The following is a 26,280-nucleotide window of genomic DNA, read 5'->3' on the forward strand; positions in this document are numbered from 1 at the left end:
GACCTGTCCTGTCATGGGTTGCATCCTGTGCACAATCGAGCATTCTCTACCCTCCCGGGCCGAAACGCGATCCGGTGCTGTTGTTTCATCGCAACGGCAGGTGCGACCAAAGATGAATAAACCTTGGTGTTATTTCACAAGGCATCGCGCTGTGAGCGGACACGCCACGGTGTTTTCATTAGTTTCAAAAAGGTTTCTTTAATTCATAAAACTTGGTCATGGCCGGCGCGTCCGTAATCCTCGCACCGGTCTGTCAGGGAGGTGTGACGTCGATCACAAGGCTGCCCTGACACAGCAGACCCATTATCCCATCCGTTTTTCGATTTACATACAACAGGTCACTGCCATGTCACAGCCTGATACTGCGAGGGCAAGCAACCCCGCCGCCGCCGGAACGCCCCTTGCCTCCTGGCGTATCTTCGGTCTATCACTGCCCCTGTTTGCCATTGTTCTGGCCGTACTGATTGTGGCCATGATGCTGGACGCGCTGCCGACCGGCATGATCGGTGCCCTTGCGGCCATGATGGTCCTCGGGGAGCTTCTGGGGTTTGTCGGTGACCGGCTGCCCATCGTCAAAAGCTATCTGGGCGGCGGGGCCATTCTGGCCATCTTCGGCGCCGCGACGCTGGTCTATCTGGGGTGGCTGCCTGAAAGCGTCAGCGACAACGTCGCCTCGTTCATGCAGGGCGGCGGCTTTTTGAACTTCTACATTGCCGCGCTGATCACCGGCAGCATTCTGGGCATGGACTCGAAGGTGCTGGTCAAGGTCGGCACGCGTTTTGCCCTGCCGCTGTTGTGCTCGGTGCTTTTTGCCGCGCTGTTTGCCATGGGCGTGGGGCTGCTGCTGGGCTTTTCGCCCCAGGACGCCGTGGTCGTGATCACCCTGCCCATCATGGGCGGCGGCATGGGTGCCGGTGCCGTTCCGCTGAGTCAGATCTACGAGCAGCTTCTGGGCCAGCCGGCCAGCTACTACATTTCGATTCTGGTGCCGGCGCTGGCACTGGGCAACGTTTTTGCCATCATCATTGCCGGGCTGCTCAACGGTCTGGGCAAACGCGTGCCGTCCCTGACCGGCAACGGCCAGATGATGCCAGGCGTTGAAATCAACGAAAGCGAAACCACGCCCGAGCTTGGCAAGCTGGGCATCGGTGTCGTCGCCGCGCTGAGCTTTTATGTTGCCGGCGAGATTCTGGGCACCTTCATTCCGCTGCACCCCTATGCCCTGATGATCATTCTGGTCGCGCTGGTCAAGATCAGCGGCCTGATGCCCGACAACGTCAGTGATTCGGCAGCGCAGTGGTTCCGCTTTGTGGCCAGAAACTGGACCTTCGCCCTGCTGTTCGGCATCGGCATCGCCTACACCGATCTGGGCCAGGTCATTGATGCCATCTCCATTACCTACGTGCTGATCGTTTTCGCCGTGGTGGCCGGCGCCGCCTTTGGCGCGGGTCTGGTGGGTCGTCTGGTGGGTTTCTATCCGATCGAATCCGCCATCACGGCCGGGCTTTGCATGGCCAACATGGGCGGCACCGGCGATGTAGCGGTACTGTCGGCGGCCAACCGCATGCAGCTGATGCCGTTTGCCCAGATCTCTTCACGACTGGGGGGCGCGCTGATCCTGCTGGTCTCGAGCATCCTGGTGCCGCTGCTCTTTACCTGACGCAGGCGCTCGCTAAAAGGACAACGCCGCCCCACGGGGCGGCGTTTTTTATCCCTGACGCTATCTGACAGCGTTAATCGCCCTCTTCCTCGTCATCGGCGACCTGACGGCCAAAGGCGCGCCACTGCTCCAGCGTCATGACCTCGGTCAGCTCGGTCTGTAGATCGTGCACGATCAACAGCTCACCGCGCTCGAGCTGGGCGCGCACCTCGCCGATCCAGCCGCGCTCGCCCTCGCCGGTATCGGTGGTGTCGTAGCCCTGACGGGTGACAAACTCCGCCAGCAGCCGCTCCAGCGTATCCGGCGGCAGCATGCGCGAGGGTACTTCTATAAATCGTCCACTGCTCATGAGGCACTCTCTGATAAATCGGGGGTTTCATGCTCGCCCAGAAAGGCCAGCAGGGCCGGCTCGTCCATGACCGTCACGCCCAGCTGACGGGCCTTTTCAAGCTTGCTGCCGGCGGCGTCGCCGGCCACCACCGCATGGGTTTTTTTAGAGACGCTGCCACTGACCTTCGCGCCGAGCGCCACCAGCCGCGCTTTTGCCTCATCGCGCGTCAACGCTTCAAGGGCACCGGTCAGCACCCAGGTCTGGCCGGTCAACGGCTGTTCGCGCTCGCCGAGCTCGACCTCTTCCCAGTCAACGCCGACCCGGATCAGATCCTCGATCGTCTCGCGATTATGCGCCTCGGCAAAGAAGCTGTGGATATGGCTTGCCACCACGGGACCGATATCGGCGACCGTTTCCAGCGTCTCTTGTGAGGCGTCCATGACCCGATGCAGCTCGCCGAAGTGCTGTGCCAGCGCATTGGCAGTGGCCTCGCCGACTTCCGTGATCCCGAGTGCGTAGATAAAGCGCACCAGCGTCGTGTGTCGTGAGCGCTCAAGCGAGGCCACCAGATTATCGGCCGATTTCTGCGCCATTCGCGGCAGCTCGGCCAGTCTTTCGGCCTCGAGACGAAACAGGTCGGCGGGCGTTTTCACCCACTCGCGCTCGACCAGTGCGTCGATCAGTTTGGTGCCCAGCCCGTCGATGTCCAGTGCCCGACGGCTGGCAAAGTGCTTGAGCGCCTCCTTGCGCTGGGCCGGACAGAACAGGCCACCCGAGCAGCGCGCATCCACCTCGTCGCCGACGCGCTCGACGCTGGAGTCACACACCGGGCACTGCGCCGGCATCTCGATCACGCGCGCATCCTCGGGGCGGGCATCCTGAATCACGCTGACAATCTGTGGAATGACATCGCCCGCCCGACGAACGATCACCGTGTCGCCAATGCGGGCATCAAGGCGCTCGATCTCATCCATGTTGTGCAGCGTGGCGTTGGAAACCGTCACCCCCGCTACCTGAGCCGGCTCCAGACGGGCCACCGGCGTTAATCGCCCGGTACGCCCCACCTGGAAGGTGACATCGCGGATAACCGTGGTCTGCTCCTGAGCCGGGAACTTGAAGGCCATGGCCCAGCGCGGGGCGCGCGAGACAAAGCCGAGCTCGCGCTGGGCGCGCAGGTCATCGACCTTGAGTACGGCGCCGTCGATGTCGTAATCAAGCCCCTCGCGACGCTTGCCCATCCGATCACAGAAATCGACCAGACCATCGGCACCGGTGACCACATCAATCTCGGGGCTGGTGCGAAAGCCCAGTTCACGCAGCTCGCGCATCAACGCCGAGTGGCTCGGCTTTAAATAATCATTGTCAATTCGGGCGACCTGATAGGCGCAGAACTCCAGCGGCCGGGCCGCGGCAATGCCGGGGTCGAGCTGGCGCAGGCTGCCGGCGGCGGCGTTGCGCGGATTGGCAAAGACCTTGCTGCCCCGGGTGCGGGCCTCGTCGTTGAGCGCCTCGAAACCGGAGTGGCTCATGTAGACCTCGCCGCGCACTTCCAGAAGCCCGGGTACATTATCGCCGCGCAGCCTGAGCGGAATGGATCTGAGCGTGCGCAGATTGGCCGTAATGCCCTCACCGGTTCGCCCGTCCCCTCGAGTCGCGCCCTGCACCAGCAGTCCGTTGTCATACACCAGCGACACCGCCAGCCCGTCCAGCTTGGGCTCACAGCAAAAGGCGATCTCCTGCTCATCGGTTTCCAGCCGCTCGGCAACCCGACGCGCAAAGGCGCGCACCTCCTGCTCATCAAAGGCATTATCCAGCGACAGCATGGCCACGGCGTGCTGCACCTCGGGAAAGCCCGCGGCAGGTGGTGCGCCGACGCGCTGCGTGGGCGAATCCGCCGTCACCAGCGCCGGATGCTCGGCCTCGATCTCCTGAAGCCTGCGCAGCAGGCGGTCGTACTCGACATCGGGAATACCCGGTGCATCCTCGACGTAGTAGCGGTAGTTGGCCTCCTCGAGCTGTGCCCGAAGCGAGGCGATTTCATCGGTCACGGGGACTGCATTTTCTTTTGCGCACATGGCAGTGATTCGTTCCGTTTGACATGGCCACCGGATCACGCCCGGCAGCGGCAACAGGGGTCAGCATGCATCAATTCGAAAGGCGCCTGATGGGCAGCGCTCTGAAACAATCAGGGGGCCCGAAGGCCCCCGTGAAACGTACGGATATTTCAGCACCCTTACTGCACCTGATGACGATGCAGCCGCCAGCGTCGCTCGAACTCATGGACGCGCTGACGGGCAAATTCGACGGTCTGGGCCGTCATGACGCTGTGGTTTTCGTCCTTGAGCTCGCCGCCCAGGTTGCGCACCAGCACCATGGCCGTTTCAAACATGGCTTCAAACGCCTCGCGCGAGGATTCGGCGCTGGGCATCGGCATCAAAAAGGTCACGCCGGGCGTGGCGTCCTCTTCCATGACCTCCAGATCAAAGGTGCCGGGCTTGACGACGTTGACCATCGAAAACTGCAGCGGGCTCTCGCTGGATTCGGTCTCGAAGCGATGGAAGACACCGCGGTCATCCAGTCGCAGGCCGCAGGCGAGCACCAGCTGAAGCAGGTCGGGACCGTGGAAGCCGTCCTCATCGCGCGACATGACGCTGATGACCACAATCTCTTCGGCGTCCGCCAGCGCGGTACGCGCCGATTCGCCTTCGATCATGCCGCGCGCTGCCCGCTCGAGCACCGGATGGCGTGACGCCCAGCGTGCGCTGTCAAACTGATCGCGCGACGGCGCCATCTCCTCAAACCCGGGCTCATGGCGCGAGGCGATTTCCTCATCGCGCTCGAACTCGTCACGACCGAATTCATCACGACCAGCCTCGTCACGATCGAATTCAGGCTCTGCCGGCGGCGGCTCACGCCGGTCGCGGCGGGCAAAGAGCGGGTCGTCATCGTCCAGGTCGTCGTCGCGATAGGCCGGACGTTCAGGCAGGGTCGGCGCCTTGTGGCGTGCCGGAGCGTCCTGACGGGCACTCTGACGCGGCTTGCGCTGGCCCTGACCAAACGGGAAGGCCGATTTCAGGCGCCGGGCAAATTCGTCACGGCGCCGGGGCGGCAGCTCGTCCATGGCGTCGTCCTTCTCCCGGGTCTGATCGAGAGGTTCCTCAACGTCACGCGAGTCGTCTCGTGCTTCGCGCGAGCGATACGCCGGCCGCTCATCATCGATGTCCTCGTCATGATCGCGGTCGATATCCCGATCCGGCGCCGTTTCCATGTCGGGCGCATCGAAGCGATCATCGAACTCGTGTTCGCCCCGGGAGACCACCCGGGCACCGCCGTTGGGCAGCTCCCAGTTCATGCGCTCCTCGCGCTCGATATCTTCCGGGTCACGTGCCGGGGCGCTGGTGTCGATATCGCGCGACAGATCCATGCGTAGACCCCGTCGCTGCCGCTGCAGGCGCCGTACACCGTCCACCAGAATAATGGCGACGAGAACCAGCCCCAGGATAATGAGCCACTCTCTCAATTCCATGTAATCATGCCTGTTGTTGGCACCATGCCAAACCCGGACATGGCGCGATCGCCTTTCGAATAAATGGACGAATGTCTTTCACGGCGTGAAAGTTGTCGTCCGATGACAGCAATATGACGTCAACGACGCATAGTGCGCAATCGCCCTTCGATTATATCCCTGCGAAAGTCCCCGCGGCCAGGCCCCGGCATTCAGGACCCGTCCAGCGTTTGCCGATGACATCACACCTGTGCAAGTTCGGCGGCCTCCTCCACGCCCACCGAGACCAGACGAGAAACGCCCGGTTCCTGCATGGTGACGCCCATCAGGCGGTCCGCTGCCTCCATGGCAATCTTGTTGTGTGTAATGTAGATAAACTGCACGTTTTGCGACATCTCGCGAACCAGTTTTGCGTAACGCCCCACGTTGGCGTCATCGAGAGGCGCATCCACCTCGTCGAGCATGCAAAAGGGTGCCGGATTGAGCTGGAAAATCGCAAACACCAGAGACAGCGCCGTCAGCGTCTTTTCTCCGCCTGAGAGTAGATGGATGGTGCTGTTTTTCTTTCCCGGCGGTGTGGCCATGATGGCGACCCCGGTTTCCAGCAGGTCCTCGCCGGTCATGGTCAGCCAGGCGGCCCCGCCGCCGAACACGCGCGGAAACAGCTCGTCCAGACGCTCGTTGACCTCTTCAAAGACCTGTTTGAAGCGCGTGCGCGTTTCCTGATCGATTTTTCTGATGGCCTGGTTCAGGGTATCCAGCGCCTCGGTCAGCTCGGCATGCTGACCCTGAAGATAGTCACGACGCTCAAGCTGCTGCTCATACTCTTCGATGGCCGCCAGGTTGATCGCCCCCAGCCGACGAATTTTCTCGCTGACCGACTCGAGCTCCTCCTGCCAGACCGATTCGGCGGCGCCGGCGGCCAGCCCTTCTTCAAGGGTTGCGCTGTCGTGACCGAGCTCGACGATCTGCTGCTCCTGGGCCTCGGCCTTGAGGCGCAGCGCCTGGACATCCATGCGCTCGGCTTCAAGCTGTTCACGCAGGGTTTCAAGCTCGCGTTCGTGTCCCTGGCGTTTTTGCTCCAGCTCTCGCATGGCGTTGCCAAGGGCAGTGGCCTCGTCGCGGCACTCGTTGAGCAGCTGCTCTTCACGCGTGCGCTGATGCAGTGACTCATCGAGGGATTCGCGCAGCATCTCGAGCGGTTCGAGCGCCTCTTCACGTTGCGCCTGCAGCATCTCGCGCTTCTCTTCAAGACGCGCGCGCTGATCCCCGGCACGGCTGCGCTGGCCCTCGATGCCCTGAAGCTCGGTGCTCAGCCGCTGCCGCTCAAGCTCCAGCGTATTGATGGTCTCACGCGCCGGCGCCAGCCGTACGTTGACGGCCTCGCGCGCCTCGCGGGTTTCGCGACGCCTTTGCTCAAGCGCCTGGCGCCGGGCGTCGTTGTTTTCAACGGTTTCGAGTGCCTGGTCCCACTGCTCGCGCGCCCGTTCAAGGTTGAGCCGGTGCGTCTCGAGCTGCTCGGCCATACCTGCAAGCTCTTCTTCCAGCTCGCTGTCGCGGCTGCGCAGATGCTCAAGCCGGGTACCCAGCTGCGACTCTTCAAGCGCCAGCTTCTGACGCGTTTGCTGCTGTTGACGCTGATGGGCGTAAAGCGCCTCGAGAGCATCGCTGTTCTGGGTGCGCTGGTGGCGACACTCGGTAATCTGCGCCTCGTCATGGGCCATCTGCGTGTCCAGCTCGGCAAGCTCGACATCGATGCGGTCGCGACGCTGACGGTTGACCACGACACTGCCGGTCTGCTCATCGCCCATCTGACGATGGGCCCAGTGGCGGCCCAGCCAGAGCCCGGACGGGGCGATGACACTTTCTCCGGGCGACAGCTGTTCGCGCACCTGCCAGGCGCTGTCATCGTCTTCGGCGGTTTTGATGCGTGCCAGCACATCACCAAGCGCCTCGGCCCCGGCAACGCAAGCCGCCAGCGAACCAGGCGGTGGCGAGGCAGCCGACGGGGTATCGTCAACGAGCGTCAGCACGCCGCCTGACAGCGACTGCAGGGCCGGCAGCGCGCGCTGCCTGTCGGTGATTCGGGCCGAAAGCCAGGGTTTGAGCACCACATCTGCTGCTCCCTCCCAGCCGGCCTCGACCTGAAGGCGTTCGGCAAGCTGCGGCGTCTTATCCAGATCATGGGCGTCAAGGTGGGCATCAAGCGCCTCGTCACCGCTGTCCAGTGCGGCACGGATCAGTGCCTCAAGCGAGGCGCGCTCCCCCTGCAGGGCGCTGCGCCGGGCGTTATGATCATCGCGGGCCTCACCCAGTGACTGAAGTCGGGTCTCGACGTCATCCAGTCCCTGTCTGAGTTCAAGCCGACGTGATTCCTGCGTCTCGATGTCGAGATCCATCTCCGTGAGCTGCTCGGCGGCCATCTCGCGCGCTTCAGTAAGCGCTGCCTGCTCGGGCAGCTCATCCCGCTGTTTCTGACGCTGAGTGATACGAGCATTGAGGTCATTGATCACTCCCTCAAGACGCTGAACCTCGCTCTGGGCGCGCTCGGCGCCTCGGGTGGCGTGCTGATGCTGTTCGCTGAACGCCTCCCACGCCTCGAGCGCCGCCTGCTCGTGCTCACCGGCCTCTTCCAGACCGGCCTCGGCCATCTCGAGTGCTTCGCGCGCGGCTTCAAGTTCGGGGGTCAATGCCTCAAGGCGTGCGGTGATCTCCTGATAGCGCACGTCATCTTCCCCGGCCAGACGCGCCAGATCGGTCAGGTCCCGATCGATGGCGGCAATATCGGCCTGGCTTTGCTGTTCGCGGGCCCGGCCACTTTCAAGCTGCTGCTCCAGACGGGCAATGGCCGCGCCGGTGTCATAGAAGGCGCGCTGGCGCGCATCCAGCGTCTCGGCCAGCGCGTCGTGCTGGCTGCGGGACTGCTCAAGGCGGTTTTCGCTTTCGCGCATGCCCAGCACGTTGCGCTCGACGCTGTTTTCCAGCTCGCGAACCCGGGTCTCGCGGGTCCCCTGCTGCTCGCGAAGGGCCCGGGCACGGATGAGTGCCAGCTCGCCCTTGAGGCGATGCTCGCGCCCTTTCAGCTCGCGGTAGCGTCTGGCGGCCTCGGCCTGGCGCTTGAGTCGCTCGAGCTGCTTGTCGAGCTCCTCGCGCAGGTCATCAAGGCGTTCGAGATTTTCGGTGGTGCGGCGCATGCGATTTTCGGTTTCGCGGCGACGCTCCTTGTAGCGCGAGATGCCGGCGGCCTCTTCCAGCGTGGCGCGCAGCTCTTCCGGGCGCGCCTCGACCAGCCGCGAGATCATGCCCTGGCCGATGATGGCGTAGGAGCGCGGCCCGAGACCGGTGCCCAGAAAAAGATCGGCGATATCGCGACGGCGGCACTTCTGGCCGTTGAAAAAGTACTGGGACTGCCCGTCGCGGGTGACCAGACGGCGCACGGCGATCTCGGCGTACTGTGACCAGGCCCCGCCCAGCTTGCCTTCACGATTGTCGAAGGTGAGCTCGATCGAGGCCTGGCCGACCGGCTTGCGTCCGGTCGAGCCGTTGAAGATGACATCGGCCATCGACTCACCGCGCAGGTATTTGGCCGAGGATTCGCCCATCACCCAGCGCACGGCATCGATGACGTTGGACTTGCCACAGCCGTTGGGTCCGACGATGGCAGTCATGTCACTATCAAAGGGGACTGTCACCGGGTCGACAAAGGATTTGAATCCGACCAGTTTGATCGATGTCAGGCGCATTCCAGTGAAGGGCTCCGGGAACAGATCATTCAACGAATGCCGGGCGGCGACAAAAGGCGTCGCGGGCCTCGGGCAGCGCCGCGGCAAAGCGCGCCACTCTACTACGATTGGCGGTCTTTCTCCATGTCAACGGCGACCGCCATCGTAGGGTTTCGGTTACCCTGGCAGAGTCCCCCGTGACACTGTTTGCATACTTCCCCTTCAGGGTAATGGTCGTGTCACGCTATCCTTGTGATGACACATCCTGTATCGCCGGTCGTGTGTCAGCCCATCGGATACCCCTTCAGGGAGTTGCCTTATGTCAGCCCATACCGAGCCACGCTTTTTGCACCGCACCCCCAACATTCCGCTGGTCGAGGATGCCTGGGAGGAGATCGACGCCAGCGAGCTGGTCGAGGTGCCACTGCTCGGGACCGTCTCGGCCGGCATGCCGATGGAGGCCTGCGCCGATGATGAGACGGTACGCATCCCCTCGCGCATGGTGCGACGCAATACCTATGCCCTGCGGGTCCGGGGGGATTCGATGATCGACTGCAACATCCATGATGGCGACATCATCATTATCGAAAAGCTTGAATCCGCCGAAAATGGCGAAACGGCCGTGGTGCTGATCAACAACCAGGAAGTCACGCTCAAAAAGGTCTACATCGATAAATCGGGCGTGCGCCTGCAGCCGGCCAACACCACCATGCCGCCGATCTATCTGAAAAATGACGACATTCAGGTGCTGGGGCTGGTCATGGGCGTGGCCCGTCGTCCGGCAGGCACACCCGTTACTGCCGCCTGACATGCGCTACTCGATTCCCCGCCTTGAGCCTGCAGGCTTTCATGAAAAGAGCCTCGAGGTACAAAAAAGCCGCTTCATCGCGCGCGTGACGCATGCCGCAACGCCCGAGCAGGCCCAGCAATTGATCGAGCAGGCGCGCCTGGATCACCCCGACGCCTCGCATCACTGCTCGGCCTTTATTGCCGGGGCGCCGGGTGAGCAGAACGCCATCGGCTTTTCCGATGATGGCGAACCCGGCGGCACCGCCGGCCGCCCCATGTACCAGGTACTTGAGGGCAGCGGTCTCGGGCAGATCGGCGCCGTCATCATCCGCTACTTTGGCGGCACCAAACTGGGCACCGGTGGGCTGGTGCGCGCCTATTCGAAGGCGCTGCTTCAGGCCCTTGAAAGCCTTCCCACACAGGAATACGTCACGCGCCGACCGCTGTGGCTGACCACGGATTTTGCGCTGGAACACGAGCTGCGCCGCTGGGCCGAGCTCAACGAGGCGCCCATCGATCAGGCGCTGCACGATGCCACTGGCGTGACGCTTGGCCTTGCCTGGCCGATGGATCGCACTCCCGATCTCGAGGGTCTCAACTCGCGTCTCAAGGGGCGTCTGGTCTGTCACGATGAAGCGCCCGGCTGTTTGACCTGAGCGCCGCCGGCAGACGCCCGCTGCAGGACCTGTCGTTTGATCGATAACAATCCCAAAAGGGAGCCTTCATGCATCACGCCTTTTCACACCAGAACCCCTACCCCTCCTGTCGCAGCGCCACCTATGCCCGCCACGGCATGGTCGCGGCCTCCCAGCCTCAGGCCGCTCAGGTCGGACGCGATATTCTCGCGCTCGGGGGCAATGCCGTGGACGCCGCCATCGCCACCGCCGCGGCGCTGACCGTGGTCGAGCCCACCGGCAACGGTATCGGCGGAGATGCCTTCGCGCTGGTCTGGATACAAAACGACGAGGGCGGCGGCCAGCTGCACGGTCTCAACGCCAGCGGCGTCGCCCCGAGCGCGCTGACCCGCGACGCCGTGCTTGATGACGGTCACGAGCAGATGCCGCTTTATGGCTGGACGCCGGTCACGGTGCCCGGCACGCCGTCGGCCTGGGCGGCGCTGTCCGAGCGCTTTGGCAGGTTGGCCTTCGAGGACCTGCTGGCACCGGCGATCCGCCTGGCCCGTGAAGGTTTTCCGGTGTCGCCGGCGATCAGTGAACAGTGGCGCCGCGCCGAAAAGCGCTTTCGCCCGATTTTTACCGATGCCGCCACGAAAGAGTGGTTTTCGCTGTTCACCCCCGAGGGCCGCGCCCCACGGCCCGGCGACATGTTTAAAAGCGAACGTCACGCCGAAACGCTTGAATCACTGGCACAAACGCGCTGCGAGAGCTTCTATCGTGGCGAACTGGCCGAGAAGATCGATGCCTTTTCGCGCGCCACCGGCGGCTATCTACGCGCGACCGATCTGGCGGCGCATCAAATCGAGTGGGTGGATCCGATCAGCGTGAACTACCGCGGCGTGGACGTGTGGGAGATTCCGCCCAACGGTCAGGGCATCGTGGCGCTGATGGGGCTTAACATCATGGAAGGCTTTGATGATCTACACAGCCGGGACGACCTGAGCGTGCTGCACCGCCAGTGTGAGGCCATCAAGCTTGCCTACGCCGACGGCCATGCCTTCGTGACTCACGCCGAGCACATGACCACTCGTATCGAGGATCTGCTAAGCAAACGCTACGCCCAAAGCCGCCGCCAAAAGATTACCGAAACGGCCATGGACCCGAGCCCGGGCGCGCCCCATGCCGGCGGGACGGTCTATCTGGCCACGGCCGACGGTGACGGCAACATGGTCTCGTTCATTCAGAGCAACTATCACAACTTCGGCTCGGGGGTCGTGGTGCCGGAAACCGGCATTGCGCTGCACAACCGCGGACACGGCTTCAGCCTCGAGGTTGATCATGTCAACGTGGTGGCGCCCAACAAGAAAACCTTTCACACCATTATTCCCGGCTTTTTGACCCGAAACGGCCAGGCGCTGGGGCCCTTTGGCGTCATGGGTGGGTTCATGCAGCCTCAGGGGCACATGCAGGTGGTCATGAATCTGCTCGATTTCGGTCTCAATCCACAGGCGGCGCTGGATGCCCCGCGCTGGCAGTGGACCGGCGCTCGCCGTATCGGCGTGGAGCACGGCTATCCGGTCCATCTGCTGCGCGAGATGGCGCTGCGCGGTCACGAGATCGACTACGCCTTTGATCCGACAGGCTTCGGCCGGGGTCAGATCATCCTTCGCGACCCGGTCACCGGTATCCTGTGTGGCGGCACCGAGCCGCGCACCGATTCGGCCATCGCTGTGCTGTAGCACCGACATGACACACGCCCCGCGTCGCTGTCGCATCAACTTCAGGGACAGGGATCCTGCCAGAATACGCGCACCGCTTGTCATTGCGGTCAACATGCCTATGATGGCGGCGCCAGTCACGACTACCCCGGATCCCCTGCCATGCCAGCCACGCCCCTGTTTCCTCTTGCAGCCGATACTTCGCCTCGAGCCGGCCTGATCGGTCTTGCGCCCATGGAGGGCGTCATTGATGCGTTAACGCGTGAGCTTTTGACCGAGCCGGGCGGCCTTGACTGGAGTGTCACCGAATTCGTGCGCATCACCGACGCCCGCCTGCCGCCCCGGGTCTTTCAGCGCATCTGCCCGGAGCTTGATACGGGCAGTCGAACCCCCGGCGGCATGCCGGTTCATCTGCAGCTGCTGGGCTCCCAACCCGACAAGCTGGGCGAAAACGCCCGCGTGGCGGCGTCCCTGGGGGCACCGGTCATCGACATGAATTTTGGCTGTCCAGCGAAGACGGTCAATCGCCATGACGGTGGCGCAGCACTGTTGCGCTCGCCCGAGCGCGTCTATCGCGCCGTACAGGGCGTTCACGAGGCACTGGAGGAAACAGGCGTGCCGGTGACGGCCAAGCTGCGCCTGGGGTTCGAGGACAAGACGCTGGCACTTGAGTGCGCCCGCGCCGCCGAGGATGGCGGCGCTCAGCGTCTGGTGGTCCATGCCCGCACGCGTCGCGAGGGCTATCGCCCCCCGGCGCACTGGGAGTGGGTCGGACGCATTCGCGAGCAGGCCAATGTGCCGGTAGTGGTCAATGGCGACATCTGGACGCTGGAGGAGTACTGGCGAGCGCGGGAGGTGAGCGGCTGTCGCGACGTCATGCTGGGGCGGGCAGCGCTGGCCGACCCATGGCTTGCCAGACGCATTCGTCACTGGCAGCAAACGGGGGAGCGCCTGACGGCAACGCGCTGGCAGGACCGCAGCGCCTTTCTGGCCGCTTATGCCCGGCGTATCGATCCCGCCCTGCCCTCAAAGGTGGTGGTGTCGCTTTTAAAGCAGTGGCTCAACATCATGCGCCAGCACGATAGTGAAGCGGGCGAGCACTTTCAGCGGCTTCGTCGCATCACGGCGCTGGAGGACTTCATGACGGCGCTGCAGGAAGAAACGCCATCCTCGAAGATCGAGACAACAGCGCGCTGACAGGCTGCCCCTGCATGAACATCGTCCGGAGCACGTCAGTTGCAGCAGCGCGCTGGCGTGTGGCACTGCCAGACTGACAAAAGGGCTAGAACGCAGAAAGCCCCGTCCTTTCGGACGGGGCTTTGGAATCTGGCGCGCCCGGGAGGATTCGAACCTCCGACCACCTGATTCGTAGTCAGGTACTCTATCCAGCTGAGCTACGGGCGCAGATAAAACAGTGTCTTGCATCTTCAGCTGATGGCGCGCCCGGGAGGATTCGAACCTCCGACCACCTGATTCGTAGTCAGGTACTCTATCCAGCTGAGCTACGGGCGCAACAAAAGTACTGCAGATTGAATGTTGTGTTCGCCTGTGAAGGCAGGCTTTCAACATTCGATACCGATGATGGCGGAGAGAGAGGGATTCGAACCCTCGATAGGGCTATAAACCCTATACTCCCTTAGCAGGGGAGCGCCTTCAGCCACTCGGCCATCTCTCCTCGATCGGTACGGCGCGCATATTACCGAGTTTAACCTTCCCTGTCCAGCCCCGAGTCAAAAAATCTTGTGATTCAATACATTCGGCTGAACACCAGCGCTGACACGCGCACTTTAGACCGGGTCGTTCTCGCTGTCGCCCTTTTCATGCTGGATGCGCTGGTAGATCTCTTCACGATGCACGGAGACATCTCTGGGCGCGTTGACCCCCAGGCGGACCTGATTGCCCTTGACGCCGAGCACGGTCACGGTAATTTCATCGCCGACCATGAGTGTCTCACCCACGCGGCGAGTCAGGATGAGCATTGCGACCTCCTTTTCATTGCTGCTTCCCTATACATATATGCATATAGATCGTGCACCGGACCAAATTAAGCGGGGCATTATGCGATAAGCCGAACCATGATCCAACCTATGTTATCCCGACCGCTCATCTTTTCCGGTACACGATCACTGGTTCAGTGTGGCAGAAAGCCCTGCAAGCACCACCCTGGGACCGGGTATTGGCGAGTTTTTTTAGCGCTCCTCGCTTACATCTTCCCTGTCAAGGCCAAAAGCGGTGTGCAGCGAGCGCACGGCAAGCTCAAGAAACTTCTCGTCAATCACAACGGATATCTTGATCTCTGACGTTGATACCATGCGAATATTGATGCCTTCGTCGGCCAGCACCCGGAACATGCGGGTGGCAACGCCTGCATGAGAGCGCATCCCCACCCCGACCAGCGATACCTTGGCGATCTTGTCATCACCGCGTACTTCGCCGCCGCCCAGTGACGGAATCACCTGCTCCTGCAAAATGCGCTGGGTCTGGCGAAAATCGTTTTTCGCCACCGTAAAGGTAAAGTCAGTGTAGCCGCCCGTGGGTGCGACATTCTGAACAATCATGTCGACTTCGATGTTGGCGTCCGAAATCGGTCCCAGAATGCGTGAGGCAACGCCGGGGACATCAGGGGTACTGACAACGGTCAGCTTGGCTTCGTTGTTGTTGAAGGCGATCCCCGAGATCAGTGGTTCTTCCATGTTGGCAATCTCTTCATCATCTGCAGTAATCAGGGTTCCCGGCCCTTCCTGGAAGGAGGACAGAACACGCAGCGGGACGTTGTACTTGCCGGCAAACTCCACGGCACGAATCTGAAGTACCTTGGAGCCCAGGCTGGCCATCTCCAGCATTTCCTCGACCGTAATGCTTTCAAGCCGACGCGCCTTGGCGCAAACGCGGGGGTCAGTGGTATAGACACCATCGACATCGGTATAGATCTGGCACTCGTCGGCCTTGAGGGCCGCTGCCAGCGCCACGCCGGTCGTGTCGGAGCCGCCGCGACCCAGGGTGGTGATGTTGCCTTCACTGTCAACGCCCTGAAAGCCTGCCACGACCACGACCTGGCCTTCGTCAAGATCGGCGCGCAACTCATCGGTTTCGATGCGTTGAATGCGAGCGCGGGTATGAGCACTGTCGGTACGAATGCCGATCTGAGCGCCGGTATAGGAGGTCGCCTTGACCCCCAGCTGGTGCAGCGCCATGGCCAGCAGCGAAATCGTGACCTGCTCGCCGGTCGACACCAGCATGTCCATTTCACGCGGCGTGGGCTCTTCATTGATCTGTGAGGCCAGCTCGATCAGGCGGTTGGTTTCACCGCTCATGGCCGAGACCACCACCACGATCTGGTGGCCCTGATCACGAAATCCCTTGACCTTCTCGGCCACCGCCTTGATGCGCTCGACGCTACCTACCGAGGTACCGCCAAATTTTTGTACATAAAGCGCCATGGATGCTCCCTTTGATTAATGTATTGGACCATCATCCCTTGAGTGTGTCGGCGACCCACTGACGCGCTGCCTGCAACGCATTGTCCACGCCACTGACATCGCTGCCGCCGGCCTGGGCCATATCGGCGCGACCGCCCCCGCGACCGCCCACCATGGGCGCGATGGCGCTGACGAGACTGCCGGCACTGAGTCGATCCACCAGATCCTTTGTGACACCCGCAATCAGGTTGACCTTGTCATCACCGGCCACCGCCAGCACGACCACGCCGGAACCGAGCCGGTTTTTCATCTGATCCATGACGCCCCGCAGCTCCTTTGCGCCCACGCCTTCGAGCTGACGGGTCAGCACACGGACACCATCGATCTCCTCGGCCGCTTCCAGCAGGTCGTTGCCGGCCTGGCTGGCCAGTTTGGCGCGGTTGCGCTCAAGCTCGCGCTCGAGTTCACGATTGCGCTCCAAAAGCGTGCCCACGCGCGATTCGAGCTGATCGGGACGGGCGCGCACCTGATCGGCCAGGCGCGTGACCAGTGACTGCTGATCACGAAACCAGCGCAGCGCCGTGTGCCCGGAGATGGCCTCGATTCGACGCACCCCTGCCGCCACGCCGGTTTCGCTGACCAGCCGAACCGGTCCGATATCACCGGTGCGCATGACATGGGTACCGCCGCAGAGCTCGATGGAGAAATCATCGCTGCCCATGGTCAGCACGCGCACACTCTCACCATACTTGGCCTCAAACAGGGCCTGAGCGCCGAGCTTTCGCGCCTCATCCAGCGTCATCAGCTGTGTGGTCACCGGCGTGTTGGCCATGACCTCATCATTGACCATCGCCTCGACGCGCTCGAGCTCGTCCGGCGTCATGGCCTCGTTGTGGCTGAAGTCAAAGCGTAGCCGCTCATCGCCCACCTGTGAGCCCTTCTGCTGCACATGGGTGCCCAGCACCCGCCGCAGCGCCTCGTGCAGCAGGTGGGTGGCCGAGTGGTTACGCATGATGGCATGACGGGTCGGCACCTCAACGTGGGCCTCTACCGCGGCCTGCGCCGGCATGACGCCTTCGCTGACCTCCCCCAGATGCACAAAGTGCTGACCGCGCTTTTGGGTATCGCGCACGTTGAACACGACGCCCGGTAGCGTCAGGGTGCCGCGATCGCCGATCTGGCCGCCGGACTCGGCGTAAAAGGGCGTCTCATCCAGCACCACGGCGCCGCTCTGGCCGGCCTCGAGCTGCTCGACCTGCTCACCCTGATCGTTGAGCAGCGTCAGTATCTGTCCGCTGGATGTCAGACGCTCGCGCCCGACAAACTCGGTGGCGCCGTCCAGATCGATATCGGCTTCGATACGCGCGCCGAACTGACTGGCAGCACGGGCACGCTCACGCTGCGCCTCAAGCTCGCGCTGAAAGCCGGCCTCATCGAGGGCGATATCGCGTTCGCGGGCAATGTCGGCGGTCAGGTCGTAGGGAAAGCCGTAGGTGTCGTACAGCTTGAAGATGGTCTCGCCGTCCAGCTCGTTCGACTCAAGTCCGGCCAGCGCCTCTTCGAGCAGGCGCATGCCGTTGTCCAGCGTCCGGGCGAACTGCTCCTCCTCTTTCAGCAGCACCCTTTCGATCTGCTCACGACGCGCGTGCAGTTCGGGGTAGGCCTCGCCCATTTCCTCATCCAGGGCCGCGACCAGGCGATGGAAAAATGACTCACGCACGCCCAGCTTGTGGCCGTGACGCACGGCGCGACGAATAATGCGACGCAGGACATAGCCGCGCCCCTCGTTGGAGGGCATGACACCATCCACGATCAAAAACGCACACGAGCGGATGTGATCGGCAATGACGCGCAGCGACGGCTGGTGGATGTCGTTCTGGCCGGTAATCTCGGCGGCAGAGGCCAGCAGGCGCTTGAAAAGATCGATCTCGTAGTTGGAGTGCACGCCCTGCATGACGGCCGCAATACGCTCAAGCCCCATGCCGGTATCGATGGAGGGACTGGGCAGCGGCGTCATGGTGCCCTGAGCGTCGCGGTCATACTGCATAAAGACCAGGTTCCAGATCTCGATATAGCGGTCGCCGTCCTCATCCGGGCTTCCCGGCGGGCCACCAAACACCTCCGGGCCGTGGTCGAAGAAGATCTCCGAACTCGGCCCGCACGGGCCGGTTTCGCCCATCTGCCAGAAGTTGTCTTCATCAAGTCTTGAGAAGCGCTCGGCGCTGACGCCCACGTCGTTGAGCCAGATATCAGCGGCTTCATCATCGCTGACATGCACCGTCACCCAGAGCTTCTCGGCGGGCAGCCCCAGATTGACGGTCAGGAACTGCCAGGCGTAATGAATGGCGTCGCGCTTGAAATAGTCGCCAAAACTGAAGTTGCCCAGCATTTCGAACAGGGTGTGGTGGCGCGCGGTGTAACCGACGTTGTCGAGATCGTTATGCTTGCCGCCGGCCCTGACACAGCGCTGAGCTGATGTTGCCCGCACATAGGGCCTGGGATCACGTCCCAGAAAGACATCCTTGAAAGGCACCATACCGGCATTGGTGAAAAGCAGCGTGGGGTCGTTGTCAGGCACCAGAGAACTGGAAGGCACCTGGGTATGGCCGTGCTGTTCAAAAAAATTCAGAAATGCTTGTCGTATGTCGGCGCTTTTCATGGGCTTCCCGTAAACGATGGGTCAGGTCATTTAAAATGAGGCAACGAGCGATGCATCGGGTAACGCCACAAAGGCGTTACCGGTCGTCAACATGCGCCTCGAGGGGTGACCCTCATGATCTTTTGGTCTCACCTGTCAGCGCGCCGTAGCGTGCATCCGCTCGGTGAGACGAATTTTGGCGGCTTAATGTATCAGTATGTCGCATCCGGGTGCGACACTCCGCATACGCTCCATTTTGCCTCATACCGGGCGTGACCGCTAAATCGACACGTCACGACGACCAGGCCGTTCGCAGGGCGCTACTGCACTGCTGGCCGTCAAAACCCCTTGAGGCCAGAAAACGCTGGCGTTTGGCACGTGCTTTCATGTCATCTCCGGGCCCGTCAAAGCGTCGCTGGAGCGCCTCAATGGCAAGCGCGGTCCAGTCGGCGTCACTTTCTTCCAGCGCATGGGCAATCATCTCGCGCTCGATCCCCCGACCCGAAAGCTCGGCGCTGATCTTGCGCGGTCCCTGCAGTCGCGAGATGCGCGAGCGCACAAAATGTTCGACAAATCGAGCATCGGACTGAAAGCCGTCCGCGGCGAGACGATCCAGAAGCGCCGTGACTTCCTCGGGGGGATGCTCATGGCGCAGCAGCCGCTCCTCGAGCTCGCTGCGGGTATATTCACGCCGGGCCAGCAGTGCAATGGCCTCTTCATAAGGCGTTCTTTGTGACATCACTGCCCTCCCTGTGCGTATCATTCGTTAAAACAAAAAGGGGGCACGCTGCGTTGAGCGTGCCCCCTTTCCATACTACCGCCAGATAATGTCGGCCTACAGCAGCTCGTCGCCGCTGGCCTCAGCATCCGCCGGCGCTTCGGCGTCTTCTGCCTTCTCTTCTTCCTTCGTTTTCGGTGTGCTCAGAAGCTGGCCGCGGATGGCGTCCTCGATTTCCTGCATCACCGCAGGGTTGTCTTCAAGATACTGAGCGGCGTTGGCCTTGCCCTGCCCGATCTTGTTGCCCTTGTAGCTGTACCAGGCGCCGGCCTTGTTAACCAGGCTGCACTGGACGCCAAGATCAACCACTTCACCGGCATGGTAGATGCCCTTGCCGTACATGATCTGAAACTCGGCCTGACGAAACGGCGGGGCCACCTTGTTTTTGACGACCTTGACGCGGGTTTCGTTGCCCACGGCCTCATCGCCCTGCTTGACCGAACCGGTACGACGGATGTCCAGACGCACGCTTGAGTAGAACTTGAGCGCGTTACCACCGGTGGTCGTTTCGGGATTGCCGAACATGACACCGATTTTCATGCGGATCTGGTTGACGAACATCACCATGCAGTTGGCATTTTTGATGTGTCCGGTCACCTTGCGCAGCGCCTGTGACATGAGACGCGCCTGAAGGCCGACATGGGAATCGCCCATCTCGCCTTCGATTTCGGCACGCGGCGTCAGCGCGGCGACCGAATCGACCACGATAACATCCACACCGCCGGAGCGAACCAGCATGTCGCAGATCTCGAGCGCCTGTTCGCCGGTATCGGGCTGGGAGACCAGCATGTCATCAAGATTGACGCCCAGCTTTTCGGCGTAGGCCGGGTCGAGGGCGTGTTCGGCATCGATAAAGGCGCAGGTCTTGCCCTGCTTTTGCGCCTGAGCGATGACGGACAGGGTAATGGTGGTTTTACCCGAGGCCTCGGGCCCGAAAATTTCAACGATACGCCCATAGGGCAGACCGCCTATGCCAAGGGCGATGTCCAGTCCGAGCGAGCCGGTAGAAACGGCGGGCAGCGCCACGCGAGGGGTATCCCCCATGCGCATGACGGCCCCCTTGCCGAACTGGCGCTCGATCTGGGACAGCGCTGCATTAAGCGCCTTGGAGCGGTTGTCATCCTGTGCCATGTTGGCCCTCCTGTCGGGTCAGCCTGACGCTGACACGTCACTAAGCTGTATGCTTATCCAGTATTTTAAACCAAAAAGATGGTCTGTCACATCCCCATGGCAACTTATTTCATCACATGTCCATGAAGGCCGCATGACCCTGCATCAGTCAAAGGGGTTCTCTTCAAGACGCTCGATCAGCCCCTTCAGGGCCAGGGCGACGGCTTCGCGACGCACATCGAGGCGCTCGCCGTTGAGGCGATAACACTGTGCCTGGCTCTGGGTGGCATTGCCCCAGGCCAGCCACACGGTGCCGACCGGCTTGTCCGGTGTACCGCCACCGGGCCCTGCCACGCCGCTGATCGCCACGCCCAGATCCGCACCGCTGTCGCGACAGGCCCCGCGCACCATTTCATGGACCACGGTTTCGCTGACCGCGCCGAAAAGCTCGAGCGACACCGACGACACCCCCAATAGACGCTGCTTGGCGCTGTTGGCGTAGGTGACATAGCCGGTCTCGAAGCATGCCGAGCTGCCGGCCACATCGGTAATGGCACGGGCCACCCCGCCGCCGGTACAGGACTCGGCGGTGGTCAGCACCACGCGCTGACGCTCACAGAGAAGGCACAGCCGGCTGGCCAGCTCCTGGATGCCTGATGCTGTTGCCATGACAACTCCCGCCGATCACATCGATTTCAGATGGCCACATGGTACTCGATCACTGCAGGCCATGGGTACGTCATGCCATCTACTACCCCACCTACTGCAGCCATGCAGGGTCCACTGTCTGCACTATAGCAATACAGGCGAGGCAACGGATCATGATAATCTCACCGTCTTTACACCTCACACGTCATTGGACAGGGTCAATTTCACGTGGCAGGCAAGACCGAGTCCCAACCAACGCCCATGATGGCGCAGTATTTTCGTATCAAGCGCGAGCACCCCAACGTGCTGCTGTTTTATCGCATGGGAGATTTCTACGAACTCTTTCATGACGACGCCAAACGCGCCGCCTCACTTCTGGACATCACGCTGACCGCCCGCGGCACCTCCAACGGTGCCCCCATCCCGATGGCGGGCGTGCCCTATCACAGCGCCGAAGGCTATCTGGCCCGACTGGTGCGCATGGGCGAATCGGTGGCCATCTGTGAGCAGATCGGCGACCCGGCGACTGCCAAGGGCCCGGTCGAGCGCCGCGTCGTGCGCATCGTCACGCCTGGCACCCTCCATGATGAGGCGCTGCTCGATGAGCGCCGCGATAATCTCGTGGCCGCACTGCATGGCGACAACGACCACTGGGGTCTGGCCTGGCTTGAGCTTTCCAGCGGGCGCTTCAGCGTGCTGGAGGTCGAAGGCGAAGGGGACATGCTCGCCGAGCTGCACCGGCTTGATCCGGCCGAGCTTCTGGTCATGGAGAGTCTGCCCCTGCCTGCACGTCTTGAAGAGCATCCCGGCCTGCAGCGTCAGAGCGATTGGCACTTCGATCTGGAAACGTCGCGACGTCTGCTTTGTGACCAGCTTCAGGTACAAAATCTGTCGGGATTTGGCTGCGATCACATGACTCGGGCACTGACCGCCGCCGGCGTGCTGATCGACTATGTTCGCGACACCCAGCGTACGGCGCTGCCGCACATCACCGCCATTGGCGTTGAAAACCGCGACGACTCGGTGGTCATCGATGCCGCCAGTCGGCGCAACCTGGAAATCGATCGCAACATGGCCGGAGGCCAGGACAACACGCTGGCCTCGGTGCTCGACACCACCGCCACCCCCATGGGCGCCCGCCTGCTAAGGCGCTGGCTCAATCGCCCCCTGCGCGATCGCGACCAGATCAACGCTCGCCAACAGGGCGTGACGCTTCTGGGCGAAGAAGACCACGTCGACTATTTCAACGACATCCTGCGCGGCATCGGCGATATCGAGCGCATCCTGGCCCGCGTGGCCCTGCTCAGCGCTCGCCCGCGCGACCTGGCCCGACTTCGCGATGCTCTCAACGCTCTGCCGGCTCTGGCCGAGCGGCTGGACGCCATCGCACCGGGCAGCGCGCTGGATGATTTATCGCGTCACATCGTGGCCTACCCGGTGCTCTCAAACACGCTGACCCGGGCGCTGATCGACAGCCCACCGGTCGTGATCCGCGACGGCGGCGTGATTCGTGACGGCTTCGACGAGGAACTTGACGAGTATCGATCGCTGCAGGAAAACGCCGGCGACTATCTGGTCCAGCTGGAGACCCGCGAGCGCGAGCGCACCGGCCTTTCCGGGCTCAAGGTGGGCTACAATCGCGTCCACGGCTATTACATCGAGATCCCGCGCGCTCAGGCACGCGAAGTGCCGGCGGACTACATCCGCCGCCAGACGCTCAAAAACGCCGAGCGCTTTATCATCCCCGAGCTCAAGACGTTCGAAGACAAGGCGCTGTCGGCGCGTACCCGGGCGCTGGCGCGGGAAAAGCTTTTGTATGACGGCCTGCTCGAGGCGCTCAATGCCGAGCTCACGGCGCTGACTCGCACCGCGCAGGCGCTGGCAACGCTTGATGTGCTCCACGCCTTTGCCGAGCGGGCGCAGACGCTGTCGCTGGCCTGCCCCGTTCTACGCGAGGCGCCTGGCATGACCATTCGTGACGGCCGCCACCCGGTGGTCGAACACGTCTCGAGCCACCCGTTCGTACCCAACGACCTGCACTTTGATGACGCCACCCGCATGCTGGTCATTACCGGCCCCAACATGGGCGGTAAATCAACCTTCATGCGCCAGAATGCGCTGATTGCCCTGCTGGCCCATACCGGCTGCTTTGTACCGGCCGCCAGCGCCGAGATCGGCCCGATCGATCGCATCTTCACCCGCATCGGCTCCTCGGATGATCTGGCCGGCGGACGCTCGACCTTCATGGTCGAAATGACCGAAACCGCCAGCATCCTGCATAACGCCACCGATCACAGCCTGGTGCTGATGGACGAGATCGGCCGCGGCACCAGTACCTTCGATGGTTTGTCGCTGGCCTGGGCGGCGGCCGAGCACCTGACCGGCACGCGCGCCTTTACGCTGTTTGCCACGCACTACTTCGAGATGACCGCACTGCCCGAGCAGTCCGAGGGCGTGGCCAACGTGCATCTCAATGCCACCGAACACAATGACGGCATCGTGTTCATGCACCGGGTCGAGCCGGGCCCCGCCAGCCAGAGCTACGGCCTGCAGGTGGCCCAGCTGGCAGGCGTGCCCCGCGCCGTGATTGCGCGCGCGCGGGAAAAGCTTTTGATGCTGGAGACTCAGGACAGCGAGCGCCCGAGTACGCCCCCTCAACCAGCAGCATCACAGACAGCGCCGCAGCAGGATGATCTGTTTGCAAGCGCCCCGCACCCGATGATCGAGGCTCTGGCACAGCTGGATCTGGACACCCTGTCACCGCGCCAGGCGCAGGAATGGCTGTATCAGTGGCGTGATAAAATACGCTAATGGCGTAACAACCCGGCCCGGCAGGATACTTTAGCTCATAAGCGGCTTGTCCCCGGGCAGGCGCGCCTTCTAGAATAAGGCCCCTTTCGTGGGCCGCCCCACACCCCTTTTCAACATGGCCTGTCCCTGCACGGGCCGTGACCGCCTGCTACCCTGGAGTTCGTGACATGACCTTTGTCGTCACCGAGAACTGCATTCAATGTAAATACACGGACTGCGTGGAAGTCTGCCCGGTCGACTGCTTCTATGAAGGCCCCAACTTTTTGGTCATTCATCCGGATGAATGCATCGACTGCGCCCTGTGTGAACCGGAGTGTCCGGCCGAGGCCATCTTTTCGGAAGACGAGCTGCCGGAAGGTCAGGAAAAGTTCATCGAGATCAATGCCGACCTGGCCGAACAGTGGCCCAATATCAATGAACGTACCGACCCACCGGCCGATGCCGATGAGTGGAATGGCGTACCCAACAAGATTGAAAAACTGACGCGCTGATCCTTTTTATCGGGGCAGGCCCCTGTCCCGATTGTTCACGCCTTCTTCTCGATACGATCTCCTTTCCGACGTCAGTTCCCGCAATCTGCACGATTTTTGCGCATAAAAAAGGCGGCCCCGATGGGGCCGCCCTTGCATCCTGCGTCCTTGAGCCTGTCCGTTGGCTCTCTATCCATTGGCGTCATCCATGCGGAGAAATCGAATCCATTCGATACCCAGCGCGCCATCAGTCAATATCGTCGTTAATGTCCTGAGCAGCGCCATCCATTGGCCACCGTCAGATGAAGGCTCGATCAGCTGTGCTGATCAATAAAAGAATTTTTGAAAAAGAGTTAATCAGGTAAAAATAGCGGCTGCAGAGCCATCCTTGATCGAGAATGCTTTGCAGATCAAATGTTTATAAGGGAAGGTAGCTTCAGACCCGAATCCGGATCGCTTCGAATGCACTCATGGTGGGTTCTGCACCCCTCTCCGGTCAAGCCAATCGTCCAGGATTCGTCGAATATACAGGGCGTGCATAAAAAATCCGACTGCACGTGGCAGCCGGATTAAATTTAGTGATTCAGATCAAGGTAATCAGGATTGACCCTTCACTTCGGCAAGCCCCTTGTAGGGTGCCTTGCCGGCCAGCTGATCCTCGATCACCAGCAAACGGTTGTACTTGGCGACGCGGTCACTGCGCGACAGCGAGCCTGTCTTGATCTGTCCGGCGCAGGTGCCGACCGCCAGATCCGCAATGGTCGTGTCTTCGGTTTCACCGCTGCGATGCGAGATGACCGCCGTGTAGCCGGCATCGCGCGCCATCCTGATGGCATCAAGGGTCTCGGTCAGCGAGCCGATCTGATTGAACTTGATCAGAATCGAGTTACCCACGCCCTTGTCGATGCCTTCCTGGAAGATACGCGTGTTGGTCACAAACAGGTCATCGCCGACCAGCTGTACACGATCGCCCAGCTTGTCGGTCAGCGCCTTCCAGCCGTCCCAGTCGGACTCGTCCAGACCGTCCTCAATGGACACGATCGGGTACTGATCGACCAGATCGGCCAGATAGTCGGCAAAGCTTTCGCTGGTGAAGGTCTTGTTTTCACCGGAAAGCGTGTACTGACCGTCCTTGTAGAATTCGGAGGCCGCGCAGTCGAGCGCCAGCGTCACATCAGTGCCAAGCTTGTAGCCGGCATCGCTGACCGCCTGCTTGATCGATCCCAGCGCGTCGGCATTGGATTCCAGATTTGGCGCAAAACCACCTTCATCACCCACGGCAGTAGACTGGCCGCGACCAGACAGCACCTTTTTGAGCGCATGGAAGATTTCCGCGCCCATCCGCAGGCCTTCGGCGAAGCTTTTGGCGCCGACCGGCTGAATCATGAACTCCTGAATATCGATGTTGTTATCGGCGTGCTCGCCGCCGTTCATGATATTCATCATCGGCAGCGGCATGCTGTACTCACCCGGCGTGCCATAGAGCTCGGCAATGTGGGCGTAAAGCGGCATGCCCTTTTCGGTCGCTGCCGCGCGCGCTGCCGCCAGCGACACGGCGAGAATGGCGTTGGCGCCCAGATTGCCCTTGTTGTCGGTACCATCCAGATCCAGCATGGCCTGATCGAGCGCGCGCTGATCATTGGCATCCATGCCCTTGAGACGATCGCGGATGACCGTATTAACGGCGTCCACGGCCTTTGTAACACCCTTGCCCAGATAGCGTGACTTGTCGCCATCGCGCAGCTCCAGCGCCTCGCGCGAGCCGGTCGAGGCGCCGGAGGGCGCGTAGGCCTGTTCGCTGATACCACCGGTCAGCGTGACCGTGGCCATGACGGTGGGGTTACCGCGCGAATCAAGCACTTCGAGTCCATGAATATCAACAATCTCGGCCATCTAAAGCATCCTCACTGGTTAATCCTTCGCCCCGTACCTGACGGGTCGAACGCAAACAAACATGTCATGAAAGCATAGAAAGCGACCCGTTTGCCTGCCATGCCAACGTGTTCACGATATCGTTAGACTAAAGTCAAAGCCATTACCGATCTGATACGCGCTGCCCATAAA

The 26,280-nt window shown here is 61.9% G+C and carries 18 protein-coding genes and 3 tRNA genes; 7 read left to right on the top strand and 14 right to left on the bottom strand.

The genetic code is table 11. The features are described from left to right. Positions 1–346 precede the first annotated feature (346 nt). Positions 347–1,660 carry a 2-hydroxycarboxylate transporter family protein gene (locus ACXMYO_RS09050; RefSeq protein ID WP_457808483.1) on the top strand — a complete coding sequence of 438 codons (1,314 nt, stop codon included), beginning with the start codon at positions 347–349 and terminating at the stop codon, positions 1,658–1,660. Positions 1,661–1,733: 73 nt separating this feature from the next. Here the strand turns inward: ACXMYO_RS09050 and ACXMYO_RS09055 are convergent, their stop codons facing one another. The 4 genes from ACXMYO_RS09055 to smc form a co-directional block, all read right to left on the bottom strand. Beyond that, the gene (locus tag ACXMYO_RS09055) at positions 1,734–2,009 is read right to left on the bottom strand and encodes a YheU family protein (protein WP_457808484.1); all 276 of its coding nucleotides are present in this window, start codon (positions 2,007–2,009) and stop codon (positions 1,734–1,736) included. Further along, on the bottom strand, positions 2,006–4,066 hold the full coding sequence (gene ligA, locus ACXMYO_RS09060) for an NAD-dependent DNA ligase LigA (RefSeq protein ID WP_457808485.1): 2,061 nt from the start codon (positions 4,064–4,066) through the stop codon (positions 2,006–2,008). Before ligA ends, ACXMYO_RS09055 begins: the two co-directional genes overlap by 4 nt. 158 nt (positions 4,067–4,224) lie before the next feature. Beyond that, positions 4,225–5,517, bottom strand: a complete 1,293-nt coding sequence (gene zipA, locus ACXMYO_RS09065; protein ID WP_457808486.1) for a cell division protein ZipA — start codon at positions 5,515–5,517, stop codon at positions 4,225–4,227. 221 nt (positions 5,518–5,738) lie between these two features. Next, the gene (gene smc / locus ACXMYO_RS09070) at positions 5,739–9,239 is read right to left on the bottom strand and encodes a chromosome segregation protein SMC (RefSeq protein WP_457808487.1); all 3,501 of its coding nucleotides are present in this window, start codon (positions 9,237–9,239) and stop codon (positions 5,739–5,741) included. A 298-nt stretch (positions 9,240–9,537) separates the two neighbouring features. On the opposite strand from smc, the gene ACXMYO_RS09075 reads away from it, so the two are divergent. The 4 genes from ACXMYO_RS09075 to ACXMYO_RS09090 all read left to right on the top strand — a co-directional run bounded on the left by ACXMYO_RS09075 (position 9,538) and on the right by ACXMYO_RS09090 (position 13,539). After that, positions 9,538–10,026 (top strand): S24 family peptidase, encoded by a 489-nt coding sequence (locus ACXMYO_RS09075; RefSeq protein WP_438764183.1) that lies wholly within the window; start codon positions 9,538–9,540, stop codon positions 10,024–10,026. Between the two features lies 1 nt (position 10,027). Next, positions 10,028–10,663: an IMPACT family protein gene (locus tag ACXMYO_RS09080; protein ID WP_438764184.1), complete on the top strand. Its 636-nt coding sequence runs from the start codon at positions 10,028–10,030 to the stop codon at positions 10,661–10,663. Positions 10,664–10,731: 68 nt separating this feature from the next. After that, positions 10,732–12,363, top strand: coding sequence for a gamma-glutamyltransferase family protein (locus ACXMYO_RS09085; RefSeq protein WP_457808488.1), 1,632 nt, complete (start codon positions 10,732–10,734; stop codon positions 12,361–12,363). A 141-nt stretch (positions 12,364–12,504) separates the two neighbouring features. Continuing rightward, on the top strand, positions 12,505–13,539 hold the full coding sequence (locus ACXMYO_RS09090; RefSeq protein ID WP_457808489.1) for a tRNA dihydrouridine synthase: 1,035 nt from the start codon (positions 12,505–12,507) through the stop codon (positions 13,537–13,539). 130 nt (positions 13,540–13,669) lie between these two features. On the opposite strand, the gene ACXMYO_RS09095 is transcribed toward ACXMYO_RS09090, so the two are convergent. The 9 genes from ACXMYO_RS09095 to ACXMYO_RS09135 form a co-directional block, all read right to left on the bottom strand. After that, positions 13,670–13,746 (bottom strand) — tRNA-Arg (locus ACXMYO_RS09095). A gap of 31 nt (positions 13,747–13,777) precedes the next feature. Next, positions 13,778–13,854: transfer RNA gene (locus tag ACXMYO_RS09100), tRNA-Arg, on the bottom strand. A gap of 70 nt (positions 13,855–13,924) precedes the next feature. After that, positions 13,925–14,017, bottom strand: a tRNA-Ser gene (locus ACXMYO_RS09105). A gap of 112 nt (positions 14,018–14,129) precedes the next feature. After that, positions 14,130–14,321, bottom strand: a complete 192-nt coding sequence (gene csrA / locus ACXMYO_RS09110) for a carbon storage regulator CsrA (protein WP_438764189.1) — start codon at positions 14,319–14,321, stop codon at positions 14,130–14,132. A gap of 210 nt (positions 14,322–14,531) precedes the next feature. After that, entirely contained in the window at positions 14,532–15,782 is a 1,251-nt protein-coding gene (locus tag ACXMYO_RS09115; protein ID WP_438764190.1) for an aspartate kinase, read from the bottom strand. 31 nt (positions 15,783–15,813) lie between these two features. Then, positions 15,814–18,420, bottom strand: coding sequence for an alanine--tRNA ligase (gene alaS / locus ACXMYO_RS09120; protein WP_457808490.1), 2,607 nt, complete (start codon positions 18,418–18,420; stop codon positions 15,814–15,816). A gap of 271 nt (positions 18,421–18,691) precedes the next feature. Further along, positions 18,692–19,138 (bottom strand): regulatory protein RecX, encoded by a 447-nt coding sequence (locus ACXMYO_RS09125; RefSeq protein ID WP_457808491.1) that lies wholly within the window; start codon positions 19,136–19,138, stop codon positions 18,692–18,694. Between the two features lie 96 nt (positions 19,139–19,234). Further along, positions 19,235–20,308 carry a recombinase RecA gene (gene recA, locus ACXMYO_RS09130; protein ID WP_438764194.1) on the bottom strand — a complete coding sequence of 358 codons (1,074 nt, stop codon included), beginning with the start codon at positions 20,306–20,308 and terminating at the stop codon, positions 19,235–19,237. Positions 20,309–20,452: 144 nt separating this feature from the next. Beyond that, positions 20,453–20,956 carry a CinA family protein gene (locus ACXMYO_RS09135; RefSeq protein ID WP_438764195.1) on the bottom strand — a complete coding sequence of 168 codons (504 nt, stop codon included), beginning with the start codon at positions 20,954–20,956 and terminating at the stop codon, positions 20,453–20,455. Between the two features lie 240 nt (positions 20,957–21,196). Here ACXMYO_RS09135 and mutS point away from each other — a divergent pair, with 240 nt between their 5' ends. Continuing rightward, positions 21,197–23,746, top strand: coding sequence for a DNA mismatch repair protein MutS (mutS, locus tag ACXMYO_RS09140; protein ID WP_457809482.1), 2,550 nt, complete (start codon positions 21,197–21,199; stop codon positions 23,744–23,746). A 167-nt stretch (positions 23,747–23,913) separates the two neighbouring features. After that, a complete protein-coding gene (gene fdxA, locus ACXMYO_RS09145; protein WP_438764196.1) occupies positions 23,914–24,237 on the top strand; it encodes a ferredoxin FdxA in 324 nt (107 codons plus the stop codon). A gap of 576 nt (positions 24,238–24,813) precedes the next feature. Here fdxA and eno read toward each other — a convergent pair. Next, complete coding sequence (eno, locus tag ACXMYO_RS09150; RefSeq protein WP_438764197.1) at positions 24,814–26,109, bottom strand: phosphopyruvate hydratase; 1,296 nt, start codon at positions 26,107–26,109, stop codon at positions 24,814–24,816. Positions 26,110–26,280: the final 171 nt, after the last annotated feature.

This window comes from Kushneria sp. EE4 (assembly GCF_977968315.1).

What these genes read in the sequence shown, in the direction of transcription:
- ACXMYO_RS09050 (WP_457808483.1), top strand. Translation starts at nt 347, where the DNA reads ATGTCACAGCCTGATACTGCGAGGGCAAGCAACCCCGCCGCCGCCGGA.
- ACXMYO_RS09055 (WP_457808484.1), bottom strand. Translation starts at nt 2,009, where the DNA reads ATGAGCAGTGGACGATTTATAGAAGTACCCTCGCGCATGCTGCCGCCG.
- ligA (WP_457808485.1), bottom strand. Translation starts at nt 4,066, where the DNA reads ATGTGCGCAAAAGAAAATGCAGTCCCCGTGACCGATGAAATCGCCTCG.
- zipA (WP_457808486.1), bottom strand. Translation starts at nt 5,517, where the DNA reads ATGGAATTGAGAGAGTGGCTCATTATCCTGGGGCTGGTTCTCGTCGCC.
- smc (WP_457808487.1), bottom strand. Translation starts at nt 9,239, where the DNA reads ATGCGCCTGACATCGATCAAACTGGTCGGATTCAAATCCTTTGTCGAC.
- ACXMYO_RS09075 (WP_438764183.1), top strand. Translation starts at nt 9,538, where the DNA reads ATGTCAGCCCATACCGAGCCACGCTTTTTGCACCGCACCCCCAACATT.
- ACXMYO_RS09080 (WP_438764184.1), top strand. Translation starts at nt 10,028, where the DNA reads ATGCGCTACTCGATTCCCCGCCTTGAGCCTGCAGGCTTTCATGAAAAG.
- ACXMYO_RS09085 (WP_457808488.1), top strand. Translation starts at nt 10,732, where the DNA reads ATGCATCACGCCTTTTCACACCAGAACCCCTACCCCTCCTGTCGCAGC.
- ACXMYO_RS09090 (WP_457808489.1), top strand. Translation starts at nt 12,505, where the DNA reads ATGCCAGCCACGCCCCTGTTTCCTCTTGCAGCCGATACTTCGCCTCGA.
- csrA (WP_438764189.1), bottom strand. Translation starts at nt 14,321, where the DNA reads ATGCTCATCCTGACTCGCCGCGTGGGTGAGACACTCATGGTCGGCGAT.
- ACXMYO_RS09115 (WP_438764190.1), bottom strand. Translation starts at nt 15,782, where the DNA reads ATGGCGCTTTATGTACAAAAATTTGGCGGTACCTCGGTAGGTAGCGTC.
- alaS (WP_457808490.1), bottom strand. Translation starts at nt 18,420, where the DNA reads ATGAAAAGCGCCGACATACGACAAGCATTTCTGAATTTTTTTGAACAG.
- ACXMYO_RS09125 (WP_457808491.1), bottom strand. Translation starts at nt 19,138, where the DNA reads ATGTCACAAAGAACGCCTTATGAAGAGGCCATTGCACTGCTGGCCCGG.
- recA (WP_438764194.1), bottom strand. Translation starts at nt 20,308, where the DNA reads ATGGCACAGGATGACAACCGCTCCAAGGCGCTTAATGCAGCGCTGTCC.
- ACXMYO_RS09135 (WP_438764195.1), bottom strand. Translation starts at nt 20,956, where the DNA reads ATGGCAACAGCATCAGGCATCCAGGAGCTGGCCAGCCGGCTGTGCCTT.
- mutS (WP_457809482.1), top strand. Translation starts at nt 21,197, where the DNA reads ATGATGGCGCAGTATTTTCGTATCAAGCGCGAGCACCCCAACGTGCTG.
- fdxA (WP_438764196.1), top strand. Translation starts at nt 23,914, where the DNA reads ATGACCTTTGTCGTCACCGAGAACTGCATTCAATGTAAATACACGGAC.
- eno (WP_438764197.1), bottom strand. Translation starts at nt 26,109, where the DNA reads ATGGCCGAGATTGTTGATATTCATGGACTCGAAGTGCTTGATTCGCGC.